The sequence below is a fragment of the Stenotrophomonas maltophilia genome (genome assembly GCF_023518235.1).
Classification (GTDB): Bacteria; Pseudomonadota; Gammaproteobacteria; order Xanthomonadales; family Xanthomonadaceae; genus Stenotrophomonas.
The window spans coordinates 2,602,481-2,618,144 of sequence record NZ_CP090423.1 but is presented as its reverse complement, the minus strand read 5'-3'; the positions used below and the strand labels follow the sequence as shown (position 1 = coordinate 2,618,144).

Sequence of the window (15,664 nt, the reverse complement as noted above, 5' to 3'; positions counted from 1 at the left end):
ACACAGCCGCAACGTCGGCATGCAGCAGGACGGCATGACGCCCGAATGCCCATGCCAGCCAAAGCGGATACAACGAGGACACGGACATGGCGCATTTTGAACTGATCGAAAAGATGGCACCCAATGCGGTGATCAAGGTGGTTGGCGTGGGCGGCGGCGGCGGCAATGCCGTGGCGCACATGGTCAACTCGGCGGTGGATGGGGTGGAATTCATCACCGCCAACACCGACTCGCAGGCCATCAAGAATTGCGGTGCCAAGCTGCAGCTGCAGCTGGGTACCAACGTGACCAAGGGCCTGGGCGCAGGCGCGAACCCGGAAGTCGGCCGCCAGGCCGCGCTGGAAGACCGTGAGCGCATCATGGACGCGCTGCAGGGCGCGGACATGGTGTTCATCACCGCCGGCATGGGCGGCGGCACCGGCACCGGCGCTGCGCCGGTGGTGGCCCAGCTGGCCAAGGAAATGGGCATCCTGACCGTGGCCGTGGTCACCAAGCCGTTCCCGTTCGAAGGCCGTCGCCGCATGCAGGTGGCGCTGAAGGGCATCGAGGAGCTGAGCCAGCACTGCGACTCGCTGATCACCATCCCGAACGAGAAGCTGATCACCGTGCTGGGCCGCAACGCGACCATGATCCAGGCCTTCCGTGCCGCCAACGACGTGCTGCAGGGCGCCGTGCAGGGCATCGCCGACCTGATCGTGCGTCCGGGCCTGATCAACGTCGACTTCGCCGACGTGCGCACCGTCATGTCCGAAATGGGCCTGGCGATGATGGGTACCGGCACCGCCCGTGGCGATGACCGCGCCCAGGCCGCCGCCGAAGCCGCGATCCAGAACCCGCTGCTGGACGATGTGAACCTGGCCGGTGCCAACGGCATCCTGGTCAACATCACTGCCGGCGCCGACTTCACCATGGCCGAGTTCGACGAGATCGGCCGCACCATCGATGGCTTCGCTTCCGAAGACGCCACCGTGGTGGTTGGTACCGTGCTGGATCCGGACATGCAGGACGAAGTGCGCGTGACCGTGGTCGCCACCGGCCTGAACCGCGTCTCGGCCAGCAAGACCCAGCGTCCGGGCGAGCGTGCGCCGATCAAGCTGGTCCGCAACGCCACCACCGGCCAGCCGGAGTTCGGTGACTTCGACAACGGCGGCGACGCCGTGTCCAAGGCGGTGGGCGGCATGGGCCTGGGCCTGCGCCGTGCCAGCAGCGATACCGCGGCCGCTTCGACCCCGTCGGCGCCGGCCTCCTCGGCCCCGGCCGCAGCGGAACTGCCCAACGACTACCTGGACATCCCGGCGTTCCTGCGCCGCCAGGCGGACTGAGCGGAGTCGCCCGGGGCTTGTCCTCCCCGGGTTGCGCCACCATGTCCTGAAAACGCGGGCGCCGGGCCAGGATGGGCCCGGCCGCCCTGCTTGACGCGCGTCCCATCGGCGCGCCGGTGTGTCCTGCCTGCCTTTCAGTCAGGGTAGGGGACCGCGCGTGTTAATCTAATGTGTCACTTCCGGCCATCCCCCATGATCCAGCAACGCACCCTCAAGAACACGATCCGCGCCACCGGCGTTGGCCTGCACAGCGGCGACAAGGTCTACATGACCCTGCGCCCGGCACCGGCCAACCATGGCATCGTGTTCCGCCGCGTCGATCTGGACCCGGTCGTGGAAGTGCCGGCCAAGGCCGAGCTGGTCACCGAAGTGACCCTGTGCACCGGCCTGACCTGCAACGACGCCAAGATCCAGACCGTCGAACACCTGATGTCGGCGCTGGCCGGCCTGGGTGTGGACAACATCATCGTCGAACTGTCCTCGGCCGAGTTGCCGATCATGGACGGTTCGTCCGGCCCGTTCGTGTTCCTGCTGCAGTCGGCCGGCATCGTGGAACAGGATGCGCCCAAGCGCTTCATCCGCGTGCTCAAGACCGTGGAAGTGACCGAGGGCGACAAGGTGGCCCGCTTCACCCCCTACGAGGGCTACAAGCTGGGCTTCACCATCCAGTTCGACCACCCGATGATCCCGGCCAAGCAGTCGCGCCAGGAAATCGAGTTCTCCACGCTGGCCTACACCAAGGAAATCTCCCGCGCGCGCACCTTCGGTTTCATGCGCGACCTGGAGTACATGCGCGAGCGCAACCTGGGCCTGGGCGGTTCGATGGACAACGCGATCGTGCTGGACGAGTTCCGCGTGCTCAACGAAGACGGCCTGCGCTACGCCGACGAATTCGTGCGCCACAAGATCCTCGACGCGATCGGTGACCTCTATCTGGCCGGTGGCCAGGTGCTGGGCGCCTATGAAGGTTTCAAGTCGGGCCATGCGCTCAACAACAAGCTGGTGCGGGCGCTGATGGCCGACGCCACGGCCTGGGAATGGGTCACCTTCGAGTCGCCGGCCACGCCGGATCCGGTTGAGTACGCCACGCCGGCCTACGCCTGATCTTCGTAAATAATTGAATTAAAAAGAAAAACGCCGCCTGACAGGGCGGCGTTGTCGTTTCCGGGGCCGTTGCCGCATTCAGTGTGCTTGGTGATCGTCCAGCCGGGTTCGAGGTCACGGTTTTGTGAACCTGATGGATCGGAAGCCTGAACTTAACGTTGTTTTAACAACAATCTAACGACAGGACCCCGGATGGCGGATAGGATGCGACCCGGCCCCCGAAATGTTTCACGCCGTGGTGACACGTGCGACGGGGAGCGGAGCCGGATGCTCCGTTGCCCTCAGGATCGCTTCTTCGGCTTCGAAGGAATGTCCTGCAGGCAAGCCAAGGCGTCGCGTAGCCCTTTGTGCGTGGCGGCTGAAACTGCGTGGGGGCCATTCCGGTTGTCGATCGCTGGGGAGCGTGAGGGAGTGGTGGACGCAGTCTTGATGGTCACCTTGGTGGCCTTCAGCCCGATGGAACGGGCCGCGTCGAGCAACTGGGCCTCGGCAAGCCGCAACTTGGCATGCCAGACCGGGGATTCGACGAGAAAAACGAGGTGTTCCCCGTCCACATTGGCCAGCCGGCAACGGCTGCGCAGAGGTGGCGGCAACTGGGGGCGCAACTGACGGTCCAGCGCGTCGAGCCACAAGGCACGCCGCAGCGGGTTCCCGCTTTTGTCCGCCATCACCGCATCCAGCGCCGGTTTCGGCACTGACGCGGGGCGAACGCTGGATTTCGGCTCAGACATGAAAACTCACTGATGGCATTCAAAAAGATCGTAATCAAAACGCGTGAAGGACAGGCCAAGGCGTCGCCGATCACGCGTTTGCGGTTCTATTTCGAGGACCGCCCCCGCGCCCTGCTGGGCAGCGTGCTCGGGGTAGGCTGCATTATCGGCCTTGCCGGCGGCATTGGCGCCAGCGCGCTGAATGATTCGCGCCTGCAGGCCAAGGTCGAGCGCCAGGATGCGGAGCTGGCCAAGGTCAAGCGCGATGCGCAGACCCAGGTCAACGCATTGGCGGCCCGCCTCGGCGAGCTGCAGGCCCAGGCCACCCGCCTCAACGCCCTGGGCGAACGGCTGACTCAGATGGGCAAGCTGGAAGACGGCGAATTCGACTTCAACGAGACCCCCGGCCTCGGTGACGGCGATGCCGGCGGCCCGACCGCCGACATCCCGGTGAAGGACGTCAACGCCGACTTACAGGTGCTGGAGCAGCGCTTCGCTGCTTCAGGCCGCCAGCTGTCGGTGATGGAATCGCTGATGTTCGACCACCAGCTGCAGCAGAACGCCGTGCCCTCGCGCATGCCGATCCGCAACAGCTATGTGACCTCCGGTTTCGGCACCCGTGCCGACCCGTTCGGCCGCGGTGCCGCCACCCACAAGGGCATGGACTTCCACGCCAGGGTCGGTGACCCGGTGATGGCCGTGGCCGAAGGCGTGGTCAGCTTCGCCGGCGTGAAGGGCGGCTACGGCAACGTGGTCGACGTCGACCACGGCAATGGCTATGTCACCCGCTACGCGCACAATTCGCGCCTGGTGGTGAAGGTCGGCGATCTGGTCCGTGCCGGCCAGGAAGTGGCCAAGGCCGGTTCCACCGGCCGTTCGACCGGCGCCCACGTGCACTTCGAGGTGTGGGAAAACGGCAACGTGGTCAACCCGCGCAAGTTCCTCGGCGACGGCGGCAACACGCCGGTCGGGCGCATCAGCCGCGGCTGAACCCCGGCTTGGGGTAGTGCCGGCCGCTGGCCGGCAACCTCATGATCTTCGGCAGCATCGCGGATTGCCGGCCAGCGGCCGGCACTACCCAAAGCGGGGTTGAAACCTCAGCCGCCCGTCCCAAGCTACAATGGGTGTTGCCATCGACAGGGCGCCAGGCGCCCTGTTTCGTTTGCGGCGGACGGATCCCAAGGGGGAGGCCGGGCGTCGTGTCCATCCAACCCGGTTCCTTCAATGATCAACAGCCTGCTTACCCGCGTATTTGGCAGTCGTAACGAACGACAGCTGCGCCAGCTCAACCGCATCGTCGCCAAGATCAATGCGCTGGAGCCGGAGATCGAGAAGCTTTCCGACGAGCAGCTTCAGGCCAAGACGCCGGAGTTCAAGCAGCGCATCGCTGGCGGTGAAGCCCTGGACAAGGTGCTGCCGGAAGCGTTCGCGGTCTGCCGCGAAGCCGGCCGCCGCGTGCTGGGCATGCGCCACTACGACGTGCAGCTGATCGGCGGCATGGTGCTTCACCTGGGCAAGATCGCAGAAATGCGCACCGGTGAAGGCAAGACCCTGGTGGCAACCCTGCCGGTGTACCTCAACGCGCTGGAAGGCAAGGGCGTGCACGTGGTCACCGTGAACGACTACCTGGCCCGCCGCGACGCCGCGCAGATGGGCAAGCTGTACAACTGGCTGGGCCTGAGCGTGGGCGTGGTGTACCCGGGCATGCCGCACAGCGACAAGCGCGAAGCCTACGCCGCCGACATTACCTACGGCACCAACAACGAATTCGGTTTCGACTACCTGCGCGACAACATGGCGCTGTCCAAGGCCGACCGCTACCAGCGCGGCCTGCACTACGCCATCGTCGACGAAGTCGACTCCATCCTGATCGACGAAGCGCGTACCCCACTGATCATCTCCGGCCCGGCCGACGATTCCCCGGAGCTGTACATCCGCGTCAACCGTGTCGTGCCGAACCTGGTCAAGCAGGAAGCCGAAGACGGCGAGGGCGATTTCTGGGTCGACGAGAAGGGCAAGCAGGTGCACCTGTCCGAAGCGGGCATGGAGCACGCCGAGCGTCTGCTGGTCGAGGCCGGCATCCTCAACGGCGAGACCGAGGGCCTGTACGCGGCACAGAACCTGACCGTGGTCCACCACCTGAATGCCGCACTGCGCGCGCACGCCATCTACCAGCGTGATGTGGACTACATCGTGCGCGACGGCGAAGTGGTCATCGTCGATGAGTTCACCGGCCGCACCCTGTCGGGTCGTCGCTGGTCCGACGGCCTGCACCAGGCGGTGGAAGCGAAGGAAGGCGTGCCGGTGCAGCGCGAGAACCAGACGCTGGCCAGCATCACCTTCCAGAACCTGTTCCGCATGTACAAGAAGCTGTCCGGCATGACCGGTACGGCCGATACCGAAGCGTTCGAATTCCAGAGCATCTACGGCCTGGAAGTGGTGGTGATCCCGACCAACCGCCCGACCATCCGCAAGGACAGCCCGGACCAGGTGTTCCTCAACCGCAAGGGCAAGTTCAATGCGGTTCTGGCCGACATCGAAGAGTGCGCCAAGCGCGGCCAGCCGGTGCTGGTGGGTACCACCTCGATCGAAACCTCGGAAATGCTGTCCGAGCATCTGCGCAAGGCCGGTGTGAAGCACGAAGTGCTCAACGCCAAGCAGCATGACCGCGAAGCGACCATCGTGGCCAACGCCGGCCGTCCGGCGGCGGTGACCATCGCCACCAACATGGCCGGCCGTGGTACCGACATCGTGCTGGGTGGTTCGCTGGAAGCGGAAATCCACGAGCTGGGCGAAGGCGCGACCGACGAGCAGAAGGCGGCGATCAAGGCCGAATGGCAGAAGCGCCACGATGCAGTGAAGGCCGCCGGCGGCCTGCACATCGTCGGTACCGAACGCCACGAATCGCGCCGTATCGACAACCAGCTGCGTGGTCGTTCCGGCCGCCAGGGTGACCCGGGTTCGTCCCGCTTCTACCTGTCGCTGGAAGACAACCTGATGCGCATCTTCGCCTCCGACTGGGTGCAGAAGGCCATGCGCATGATGGGCATGAAGGAAGATGACGTCATCGAGGATCGCCTGGTCAGCCGCCAGATCGAAAAGGCGCAGCGCAAGGTGGAAGCGCACAACTTCGACATCCGCAAGAACCTGCTGGACTTCGACGACGTCAACAACGACCAGCGCAAGGTGATCTACGCCCAGCGTGACGAACTGCTGGACGCCGAATCGGTGAAGGACAACGTCGATGGCATCCGCGACGACGTGATCTTCGACATCGTGGCTCGCTTCGTGCCGCCCAACTCGATCGACGAGCAGTGGGACCTGCGCGGCCTGGAGGCGACCCTGGAGTCGGACTTCGGCCTGCAGATGTCGCTGACCGACCTGGTCAAGTCGCACGAGGAGCTGGACGCCGAAGCCATCGCGGTGAAGGTGCAGGAGCGCGTCAACCAGCACTTCGCCGAGAAGGAAGCCGGGCTGGGCGAAGAGACCATGCGCGCGCTGGAGAAGCACGTGATGCTGACCGTGCTGGACCAGAGCTGGAAGGAGCACCTGGCCCGCATGGATTACCTGCGCCAGGGCATCTACCTGCGTGGCTACGCACAGAAGCAGCCGAAGCAGGAGTACAAGAAGGAAGCCTTCGAGCTGTTCTCGGACATGCTGGAGAACGTCAAGCGCGAAGTGGTGACCCTGCTGGCCCGCGTGCGCATCCGCAGCGACGAGGAAGTGCAGGCGCTGGAAGCGGCCGAGCGCCAGCAGGTCGAAGCGCGCCTGAGCCAGTCGCAGTTCCAGCACCAGGACGCCGGTGGCTATAGCGCCGACGAGGAAGCCGCGCAGGTGCAGGCCGCGCAGCAGGGTGTGGCGCAGATGCAGCGCGACGAGCCCAAGATCGGCCGCAACGACCCGTGCCCGTGCGGCAGTGGCAAGAAGTACAAGCACTGCCACGGCCAGCTGAGCTGACCCCGGAAGGCCCCGCGGAAGCGGGGCCTTTTCTTTGTGCGGGACGATGCGGCCTTCCGATGCGATTGCGCCGGTCGCCCTGTTCTGGGCATGCTCCCCCCATGCCTTCTCCCACCCGATCGATCCACGTCGTGGCCGCCGTCATCACCGACGCCCGTGGCCGTGTGCTGCTCAACCGCCGTACCGGCAACCGCGACATGGCTGGGCTGTGGGAATTTCCCGGCGGCAAGCGCGAGCCCGGCGAAACCTCCGAACAGGCGCTGGTGCGCGAACTGCGCGAGGAACTGGGGATCGAGGCCGATGTCGGCGAGTGGCTGATGGATGTGCCGCAGCGCTACCCGGACAAGCACCTGACCCTGGAAGTGCGCCATGTGCGCAGCTGGAAGGGCACGCCCCGCGGCCGCGAGGGGCAGGCGATCACCTGGGTGGCGCAGGACAAGCTGGGTCGCTATTCGATGCCGCCGGCCGACCTGCCGGTGGTCGCCGCCCTGCGCCAGCCCGACCGTTACCTGATCACCCCGGCGCCGGCGGACGCGGCCGATGGCGTACAGCGCTGGCATGAGCAACTGCAGCACGTGGTGGCGTCGGGCCAGCAGCGCATCCAGCTGCGCCTGCCGCCGGCCCATCCGCAGCGGCAGGCGATGCTCGAACAGGCGCTGCGCACGCATCGGCGCAGTGGCGTGCAGTGGTTGCTCAACCGCGATATCGAACTGGCGCGCGCGCTGGGGGTGGGGGTGCATCTGGGCAGTGAACAGCTGCTGGCGCTGCCGCAGCGCCCATTGCCGGAAGGGCAGCTGGTGGCGGCGTCCTGCCACGACCTGCAGCAGCTGCAGGCCGCACAGCAGCTGGGCTGCGACTTCGCGGTGCTCGGCCCGGTGCAGGCCACCGCCAGTCATCCCGAAGCCGTGCCGCTGGGGTGGGATGCGTTCGCCGAGCTGCGTGCACAGGTGTCACTGCCGATCTACGCGCTGGGTGGCCTGGGCAGTGGCCACATCACCGAAGCGCGCCGCCATGGCGGGCAGGGCATCGCTGCCATCCGCGGGCTGTGGCCGGCGTAACGCCGCGTCGGTCGCCGGGCGTGGCCCGGCGCTACCCTGTGGAATGGAAGCGGTAGATTCACGCCATGCGTGGATGGTTGCCCACGATCACAGCGTGATCCAGAAGCACCCGTATTGCCGCCGCAGGCCCAGCACGGTGGACGCCCGCGCCACGCTGCCCGGCAGCGTCTGCTCCAGGCGCAGGCCGACCGGATGGCGCACGGCTGGCGGCTCAGGGTCGGATCCCTGCGCAGCAGGGCTCTGAGCCTCTTCCTGCACGGTGTCTGATTCCTGCCGCGGATACACCGGCACCACGTCCACCAGCGGCCGCCGCGCCAGCGATTCCAACTGGCCCAGGATGCGCTGTGCACCCGCGTCCGACACCGCGCCCCACAGGTACAGCGAGGACAGCCGGTTCACATCGTTGCTGACGATACCGGTGCGCAGTGCGTCCACCAGCTCGCTCAGGCGCCGTGGGCAGCGCGCACCCAGGGTGTCGGGTGCGGCGGTGTTGCCGCTGGGTGCCGGTGGCGGCAGCCGTGACCGTGCACCCACGCTGTCACAGGGCCGGTCGGTGTAGACGCTCTGCCCCTGCGCATCGGTGCAGCGGTTCAGGCGCGAGGACTGCGCATGGGCAACAGGGGCCATCGATGACAGCAGCACCAGCACCAGCGGGAAGGACATCCGGATCATCGACGCAGGGTAGCGCTGATCGTGGCTGCGCGGCGTGCTTTCAGCCCTGCAGCAGTTTCAGCACCGAGGTGGTCGGCTTGGCCAGGTTCAGGGTGTAGAAGTGCAGGCCAGGCGCGCCGCCCTCGATCAGGCGCTGGCACAGACGGGCCACCACCTCGGTGCCGAAGGCGCGCACCGATTCGGCGTCATCGCCGTAGGCCTGCATCTTGCGGCTGATCCAGCGCGGAATTTCCGCCCCGCACTGCTCGGAGAAGCGGCGCAGCTGGCTGAAGTTGGCGATCGGCATGATGCCCGGCGTGATCGGTACCTGCACGCCGAGCCGGCGCACTTCATCGACGAAATGGAAGTAGGCATCCGGATTGAAGAAATACTGGGTGATCGCCGCGTCGGCGCCGGCATCGATCTTGGCCTTGAAGTGCTTCAGGTCGGCCAGCGCATCGCTCGCCTGCGGGTGGGTCTCCGGATACGCGCCCACTTCGATGTGGAAGGCGTCGCCGTGCTCGGCGCGGATGAAGGCGATCAGCTCGGCGGCATAGCGCATGTCACCGGGAAAGCCCATGCCCGAGGGCAGGTCGCCGCGCAGCGCGACCAGGCGCCGGCAGCCGATGGCGCGGTACAGCTTGAGCAGTTCGCGGATTTCCTGGCGGGTGCCGCCGACGCAGGACAGGTGCGGTGCGGCATCCAAACCGTGGTGCTGGTTGAGGTGGCGCACGGTCTCGGAGGTGTAGCTCAGGGTCGAACCACCGGCGCCGAAGGTGCACGACACGTAGTCGGGGGCGTAGTCCTTCAGCCGGGTCGCGGCACGGTCGAGCTGGCTGCGCTGTTCATCGGTCTTGGGAGGATAGAACTCGAAGCTGATGGCGGTCATGGCGCGGGCGGCGGCGGCGGATGTGCATCAGTATATCGCTTCATCAAGATGGATGTGCAACGAAGATGTGAGGGCGCGGCTGCTGCCGGGCGTTCGCGCGGGAAAGGCGGCTACAGCTCGGCGCTGACCGGGCTGGTGATGAAGCCCCAGAGCAGGCGCGCCATCACCGCAGGCGAGCGTGCCTGCGCACGGGCATACGCACGCATTGCGTCCAGGCGCGGGCGGTCGTACAGGTGGCCGGCCAGCAGCACGGCGTGGATGCGGCGGGTGTTGCCGGTGTCCAGCAGCGGATCGCCATCGAGCAGCACCAGGTCGGCGGCCCGGCCGACCTCGACGCTGCCATGTGATGCCTGCAGTTGCAGATGACGCGCGGCCTGCAGCGTGGCCGCCTGCAGCACGTCGGCCTGGCTCAGCCCGGCCTGCCGCAACCACTGCAGTTCGTCGTGGTAGCGCAGTCCACCCAGCCCGGTATCGGTGCCGACCAGGACGGTCACGCCGGCCCGATGCGCGGCGCCGGTGAGCGCCAGGCCATGGGTGAAGTACGCCTTCAGCGCCTGTTCGCCGCGCAGGCCCGGATAGCGCGCCACGGTGGCGTTCAGATCGTCGCGCCACGCCCAGCGTGAGAGCGGATCCAGATAGGCCAGACGCGGGTCGTCGATGAACGAGGGATCGCGTGCGCGTGCATCCTCTTCGCGGGTGACATGGGTCGGTACGAACGCCGCGCCGCTGGCCTGCATCAGGCCGAACGCTTCGTTGCAGAGCGCCGGCCGGTATCCACTCACCATGGCTTCGGCGAGCGCGGTCGGGTTCTCGCCGTCGAGCGAGCCTTCGCGCCAGGCGGCAGCGTTGTCCACGCAATGGCGCACGAACAGATGGGCGTGCTCGAAGCTGCGCTGGCCGGCGTGCAATGCGGCTTCCAGCGGTACCGCCCTGGGCAGGTGGCCAACCAGGGGCCGATGCAGCTGCCGCGCTTCGCTGGCCAGCCGCTGGTAGGTCTCGGCACGAAGGCGGTTGTAGACCTTGAACGCATCGACGCCGCGTGCGCGGTACGCGTGTGCACGTGCCGCCGCTGCATCCGGCGTCAGCGCCGGGTCCTCGAAATAGAAGCTGGCGATCTGCACGAAGCGCGGTGCGACCTGTTGCCCGGCGATGGCCTGTGCGGTCCAGCGACGCTTGTCGGCCACGCAGGCGATCAGTGGATCGGTGGCCTGCGGGCAGTCCATCATGTCGCGGGTGCCGGTGATGCCGTTGGCCAGCATCAGTGGGAACTGCAACTGCGGTGACAGCTGCAGTGCGTGGGTGTGCATGTCCCAGAAGCCGGGCAGCAGCCAGCGGCCACCGGCATCGAGAACCGGCAACGTGGTCTCGCGCGGGTCTTCACCGATGGCGGCGATGGTGCCGTTGCGCACGGTCACCGTGGTGGGTTCGCTGGCCTGGCCGCGGGCGATGTCCAGCACGCGTGCGTTGACGATCACATGGCTGTTGCCGGGGTCGGGCAGCGGTGGTGCCGACAGTGGCCAGAGCAGGGCGGCGGTGAACAGCAGGGGCGGTGCCAGCAGAAGCACGGCCAGCACGCGCGACCAGCGGCGACGGCGGGCGGAGCGGGGTAACGCGCGTGCTGCATCCATGAGCCGGCGATCCTTGCATGGGGTCGCCCGCAGGGTGCGGCAACACGGGTGCCGATGCCAGTGACCATCGGCATCCCGCCCGCCATGCCGCGTGGGCAGGTACCCTGTGCAACGGAATTCCTGATTGCGCCATGCCATGTCCATCGTCCTCACCGATTTCGCCCGCCCCCGCCTGTTCCCGCGCGTGCCGCGCGGCAACACCATCCAGGACTGCACTGCCGAGCAGTTCGAGGCCCACCTCAATGCGCATGCGCCGCTGAAGGTGCTCGATGGCTACGCGCCGTTCTGCAAGCTGTTCGTCTATGAGAACTGGACCAGCACGCGCTGCCTGACCGTGCCGGTGACCGAGGCCAACCGCCACCTGCTGCGCAGCGGTTACGAGGCGCGCAATCGTGAAGAGTTGCCGGTACTGGTGCGCTGGTTCGAAGGCGTGGAATCGCCGCGCGCGAACTACCTGGTGGTGATCCTGTACAGCGCTGAGCAGCTGGCCAGGGAAGGTTCGCCGATCGGAGCCGACTGGGGCATCGTCGGCTGCATCTATACCGCCGAACCGGAAGAGGTGCCGATGGCGCCTATCACGATGATGCGCAATGCGCTGGGTGTGGAGGAGGGTGGTTCCGGCGTGCCGCTGGACCGCGAGGCCTACCAGCGTGCGGTGGCGTTCTGGGAGAACAACGCCAACTGGCGGCCGTAGGTGGCCCGGGTCGGACCCCCGCACTGCGGGGCTCTGGCCCGATCATCCGACCCCATGCGCCCGCTATGATCGGGGCCAGGCAAACCGACCAGGGATGGGGCGTGGATATCTGGATGAGGATGATTCCGGTGGTGCTGGCAGGCCTGTTGCCCGCGGCCACGGTGTTGGCCGCGAAGCCCGCTGCTGACACCGCGTGTGCGCCGCTGGCCACGGTTTCCGGACTTCGCGATGCGAACGTGACTGCATTGTCGATGCAGCCCCGGGACGGTCGCTGCGTGGTAGAGGTGACGGCGCACGACGGCAAGGGGCTGCTTCGGCAGCGACAGATGCTGGAGGTGCTGGTGCAGCATGCCTGCGCCGCATCTGCGGAGGTGACGGTAGACAGCCTGCGGCCATCACTGCTGCTGCGCACGCCGAAGCGATGTGCCGCGCGCAGCAGCCAGGACCTGTTCGCCGGCGAAGGTGTGCCCTGGATGCAGCCGCGTGGCAAGCTGCAGCGCTATCCGCGCGAAGCCATGGAGCAGGGGCTTTCCGGGCGCAGTCTGCTCAAGGCGCTGATCGATTCGCAGGGCGTAGTGGCTGCGGTGATCGTGGAGACCTCCAGTGGCCATGCGGTGCTGGACGAAGCGGCGGTGGAAGAGCTGCGCGGTTGGCGATTCGTGCGTGGCGATACCGGAAGCCCGGTGCCGGCGCTGACCATCGTGCGCGTGCCGATGCGGTATGAGTTTGTGGAATGATCGGCATCTACGCATGGCGTGGATGTGCCGGGCTGCAGTAGAGCCATGCCATGTGTGGCTGCATCCGGTCATGCCGTTTTCCATTCCCACCACGGATAATGGTATTCGCGGTCGATTGCCTGCCAGCGTTGGCCGCAGTGTGCACAGGTGACCGTGTGGCAATCGCCCCAACCATCCTCAGCCTCCTGCAACGAGAGCAGCTGCATCTGCCCTTGTTCGATCAGACGACGCGGATCGAAGAACGGGTAGGTGGGATTGAGCGCGCACAGGCAACCCTCGCGCGCCTGCCAATAGCGCAATCGTCGCAGCGCCGCCTGCAGGTGTGCCTGGTTGCTGACCAGCATGCCACCCAGTTCAAGGCCCTGACAGCGTAGCTCGATCAGCTCCGCATGCCGCGCCAATGCCTCCAGCGATGCCGTGCTGAACAACCGTGCGAGCGTGCGCGCGGCATCCGTGACGCGCCGGCCATCGCGCGACAGCAGATCCTGCAGCAACACATCGGCCTGTGCATCCTCAAGCCGTGGCGGCGGCACTGCAGACCACGGCCAGCGCATCAGCGCGCCTTGCCGATGGCGGCGTAGTGGCCCGCGGTCAGCCGCAGCAGGTCGGCCGGGGCGAGTTCCACTTCCAGGCCACGGCGTCCGGCGCTGACGTGCAGGCTGGGCAACGCCTGCGCGCTGGCGTCCAGAAAGGTGCGCAGGCGCTTCTTCTGCCCGAGCGGGCTGATGCCACCGACCAGGTAGCCGGTCGCGCGCTGCGCGGCATCGGCGGCGGCCATCTCGCACTTCCTGCAGCCGGCGGCTGCGGCGAGCGCCTTCAGGTCGAGTTGACCGGCAACCGGCACGATCGCCACCAGCAGTTCGTGGGTTTCAGTGCTGGCCAGCAGGGTCTTGAACACCTGGGCCGGGTCCAGGCCGAGCTTGTCGACGGCTTCGCCGCCATAGGATTCGGCATGGGCGTCGTGCACGTAGCTGCGCACGGTGTGGGCGATGTTCTCGCGCTTGAGCAGGTTGATGGCCGGGGTCATGGGCGCATCGTAGCGCGTGCGGAATGTGTTGCCTTGACCGAGGCTATCGCGGGTGGAGCATCCACGCCATGCGTGGATGCGTGATGTATGGCCACACGTAAACGCAGAACGGGCGCCCGAAGGCGCCCGTTCTGTCCGAACCGTTGCTGGGGTCAGAGCCCTTTCCTGCGGAAAGGGATCCGACCCCGGTCACGCGGGTAGTGCCGGCCGCTGGCCGGCACCGCGCACGGCATCAGTAGCGGTAGTGGTCCGGCTTGAACGGGCCTTCCACCGGCACGCCGATGTAGTCGGCCTGTTCCTGGCTCAGGGTGGTCAGCTTCACGCCGATCTTCTCCAGGTGCAGGCGTGCCACTTCTTCGTCCAGCTTCTTCGGCAGCAGGTAAACCTTCTTCTCGTAGCTGTCCTTGTTCGCCCACAGGTCGATCTGGGCCAGGGTCTGGTTGGCGAACGAGTTGGACATGACGAAGCTCGGGTGGCCGGTGGCGCAGCCCAGGTTCACCAGGCGGCCTTCGGCCAGCAGGAAGATCGCGTTGCCGTTCGGGAAGACGTACTTGTCCACCTGCGGCTTGATGTTGACGTGCTTGATGCCGGCGAACGACACCAGCGCATCGACCTGGATCTCGTTGTCGAAGTGGCCGATGTTGCAGACGATGGCCTGGTCCTTCATCGCGCTCAGGTGTTCGATGCGGATGATGTCCTTGTTGCCGGTGGTGGTGACGTACAGGTCGGCACGGCCCAGGGTCGATTCGATGGTGTTGACTTCATAGCCTTCCATCGCCGCCTGCAGGGCGCAGATCGGGTCGATCTCGGTGACGATCACGCGTGCACCGTAGGCACGCAGCGAGGCGGCGCAGCCCTTGCCGACGTCGCCGTAACCGCAGACCACGGCCACCTTGCCGGCCAGCATCACGTCCATCGCGCGCTTCAGGCCATCGGCCAGCGACTCGCGGCAGCCGTACAGGTTGTCGAACTTGCTCTTGGTGACCGAGTCGTTGACGTTGATCGCCGGGATCAGCAGGGTGCCGGCCTGGGCCAGCTGGTACAGGCGGTGCACGCCGGTGGTGGTCTCTTCGGAGACGCCCTTCCAGTCCTTCACGACGCGGCCCCAGTAACCCGGACGTTCCTTGGCCACGCGCTTGAGCAGGTTCTTGATGACCTGTTCTTCGTGCGAGGACGAGGCGGTGTTGACCCAGTCGCTGCCGTTTTCCAGCTCGTAGCCCTTGTGGATCAGCAGGGTCACGTCACCGCCGTCGTCGACCACCAGCTCCGGGCCGGTCAGGGTACCGTCGGCCAGGGTGAAGGTCAGCGCGTCCAGGGTGCAGTCCCAGTACTCTTCCAGGGTCTCGCCCTTCCAGGCGAACACCGGGGTGCCGGTGGCGGCGATGGCCGCAGCGGCGTGGTCCTGGGTGGAGAAGATGTTGCACGAGGCCCAGCGCACGTCGGCGCCGATGTCCTTCAGGGTCTCGATCAGCACCGCGGTCTGGATGGTCATGTGCAGCGAGCCGGTCACGCGCACGCCCTTCAGCGGCAGCTCGGCCTGGTACTTGCGGCGGATCGACATCAGGCCCGGCATTTCATGCTCGGCGATGTCCAGTTCCTTGCGGCCCCAGTCGGCCAGGGTGATATCGCGGATCTTGTAGTCGCCTTCGGTGGAGAAGGTCTTGGCAACAGCGTTCATGCAGTAGCTCCGGTTGTGGGCGAGCGGGTGCTCGCATCTAGCCGGGCGCCGTTGTTACAAAGCCACCTTACCGAGCCTGGCCGGGCCTCGTGGGATCCGGTCGCAGCGCCCCTCGGCAGGGGAGAACCCCCATTATATCGCGGCCCCGGCATGAGATCGGGATGACCCAACCATCGGCAGGTGGGGCGGCGTGCACGGCCTGTTAAGGT

14 protein-coding genes and 1 riboswitch are annotated in these 15,664 nt (G+C 66.6%); of the genes, 7 read left to right on the top strand and 7 right to left on the bottom strand.

Annotated features, from left to right (window positions below):
* Positions 1-86: 86 nt before the first annotated feature.
* Positions 87-1,322, top strand: a complete 1,236-nt coding sequence (gene ftsZ / locus LZ605_RS12390) for a cell division protein FtsZ (RefSeq protein ID WP_107229858.1) — start codon at positions 87-89, stop codon at positions 1,320-1,322.
* A 192-nt stretch (positions 1,323-1,514) separates the two neighbouring features.
* On the top strand, positions 1,515-2,426 hold the full coding sequence (gene lpxC / locus LZ605_RS12385) for a UDP-3-O-acyl-N-acetylglucosamine deacetylase (protein WP_249841910.1): 912 nt from the start codon (positions 1,515-1,517) through the stop codon (positions 2,424-2,426).
* Positions 2,427-2,707: 281 nt separating this feature from the next.
* On the opposite strand, the gene LZ605_RS12380 is transcribed toward lpxC, so the two are convergent.
* Complete coding sequence (locus LZ605_RS12380) at positions 2,708-3,157, bottom strand: DUF721 domain-containing protein (RefSeq protein WP_249841909.1); 450 nt, start codon at positions 3,155-3,157, stop codon at positions 2,708-2,710.
* A gap of 12 nt (positions 3,158-3,169) precedes the next feature.
* Here LZ605_RS12380 and LZ605_RS12375 point away from each other — a divergent pair, with 12 nt between their 5' ends.
* The 3 genes from LZ605_RS12375 to LZ605_RS12365 all read left to right on the top strand — a co-directional run bounded on the left by LZ605_RS12375 (position 3,170) and on the right by LZ605_RS12365 (position 8,151).
* Complete coding sequence (locus LZ605_RS12375; protein ID WP_107229860.1) at positions 3,170-4,126, top strand: M23 family metallopeptidase; 957 nt, start codon at positions 3,170-3,172, stop codon at positions 4,124-4,126.
* A gap of 234 nt (positions 4,127-4,360) precedes the next feature.
* Entirely contained in the window at positions 4,361-7,093 is a 2,733-nt protein-coding gene (gene secA / locus LZ605_RS12370) for a preprotein translocase subunit SecA (RefSeq protein ID WP_249841908.1), read from the top strand.
* 101 nt (positions 7,094-7,194) lie between these two features.
* A complete protein-coding gene (locus tag LZ605_RS12365) occupies positions 7,195-8,151 on the top strand; it encodes a Nudix family hydrolase (protein WP_249841907.1) in 957 nt (318 codons plus the stop codon).
* Between the two features lie 87 nt (positions 8,152-8,238).
* Here LZ605_RS12365 and LZ605_RS12360 read toward each other — a convergent pair whose 3' ends face one another.
* The 3 genes from LZ605_RS12360 to LZ605_RS12350 all read right to left on the bottom strand — a co-directional run bounded on the left by LZ605_RS12360 (position 8,239) and on the right by LZ605_RS12350 (position 11,319).
* Positions 8,239-8,823: a DUF4124 domain-containing protein gene (locus LZ605_RS12360; RefSeq protein ID WP_249841906.1), complete on the bottom strand. Its 585-nt coding sequence runs from the start codon at positions 8,821-8,823 to the stop codon at positions 8,239-8,241.
* A gap of 40 nt (positions 8,824-8,863) precedes the next feature.
* On the bottom strand, positions 8,864-9,691 hold the full coding sequence (metF, locus tag LZ605_RS12355) for a methylenetetrahydrofolate reductase [NAD(P)H] (protein ID WP_249841905.1): 828 nt from the start codon (positions 9,689-9,691) through the stop codon (positions 8,864-8,866).
* A gap of 110 nt (positions 9,692-9,801) precedes the next feature.
* A complete protein-coding gene (locus tag LZ605_RS12350; RefSeq protein WP_249841904.1) occupies positions 9,802-11,319 on the bottom strand; it encodes an amidohydrolase family protein in 1,518 nt (505 codons plus the stop codon).
* A 136-nt stretch (positions 11,320-11,455) separates the two neighbouring features.
* Between LZ605_RS12350 and LZ605_RS12345 the strand changes: the two genes are divergently transcribed.
* On the top strand, positions 11,456-12,013 hold the full coding sequence (locus LZ605_RS12345; protein ID WP_249841903.1) for a DUF3228 family protein: 558 nt from the start codon (positions 11,456-11,458) through the stop codon (positions 12,011-12,013).
* 113 nt (positions 12,014-12,126) lie between these two features.
* On the top strand, positions 12,127-12,750 hold the full coding sequence (locus LZ605_RS12340; RefSeq protein ID WP_249841902.1) for an energy transducer TonB: 624 nt from the start codon (positions 12,127-12,129) through the stop codon (positions 12,748-12,750).
* A 68-nt stretch (positions 12,751-12,818) separates the two neighbouring features.
* On the opposite strand, the gene LZ605_RS12335 is transcribed toward LZ605_RS12340, so the two are convergent.
* The 3 genes from LZ605_RS12335 to ahcY all read right to left on the bottom strand — a co-directional run bounded on the left by LZ605_RS12335 (position 12,819) and on the right by ahcY (position 15,455).
* The gene (locus tag LZ605_RS12335) at positions 12,819-13,304 is read right to left on the bottom strand and encodes a hypothetical protein (protein ID WP_249841901.1); all 486 of its coding nucleotides are present in this window, start codon (positions 13,302-13,304) and stop codon (positions 12,819-12,821) included.
* The gene (gene ybaK, locus LZ605_RS12330) at positions 13,304-13,777 is read right to left on the bottom strand and encodes a Cys-tRNA(Pro) deacylase (protein ID WP_249841900.1); all 474 of its coding nucleotides are present in this window, start codon (positions 13,775-13,777) and stop codon (positions 13,304-13,306) included. The genes LZ605_RS12335 and ybaK overlap by 1 nt, the downstream gene beginning before the upstream one ends.
* A gap of 232 nt (positions 13,778-14,009) precedes the next feature.
* Positions 14,010-15,455: an adenosylhomocysteinase gene (ahcY, locus tag LZ605_RS12325; RefSeq protein WP_107229874.1), complete on the bottom strand. Its 1,446-nt coding sequence runs from the start codon at positions 15,453-15,455 to the stop codon at positions 14,010-14,012.
* Between the two features lie 36 nt (positions 15,456-15,491).
* Positions 15,492-15,575: riboswitch (S-adenosyl-L-homocysteine riboswitch) on the bottom strand.
* Positions 15,576-15,664 lie beyond the last annotated feature (89 nt).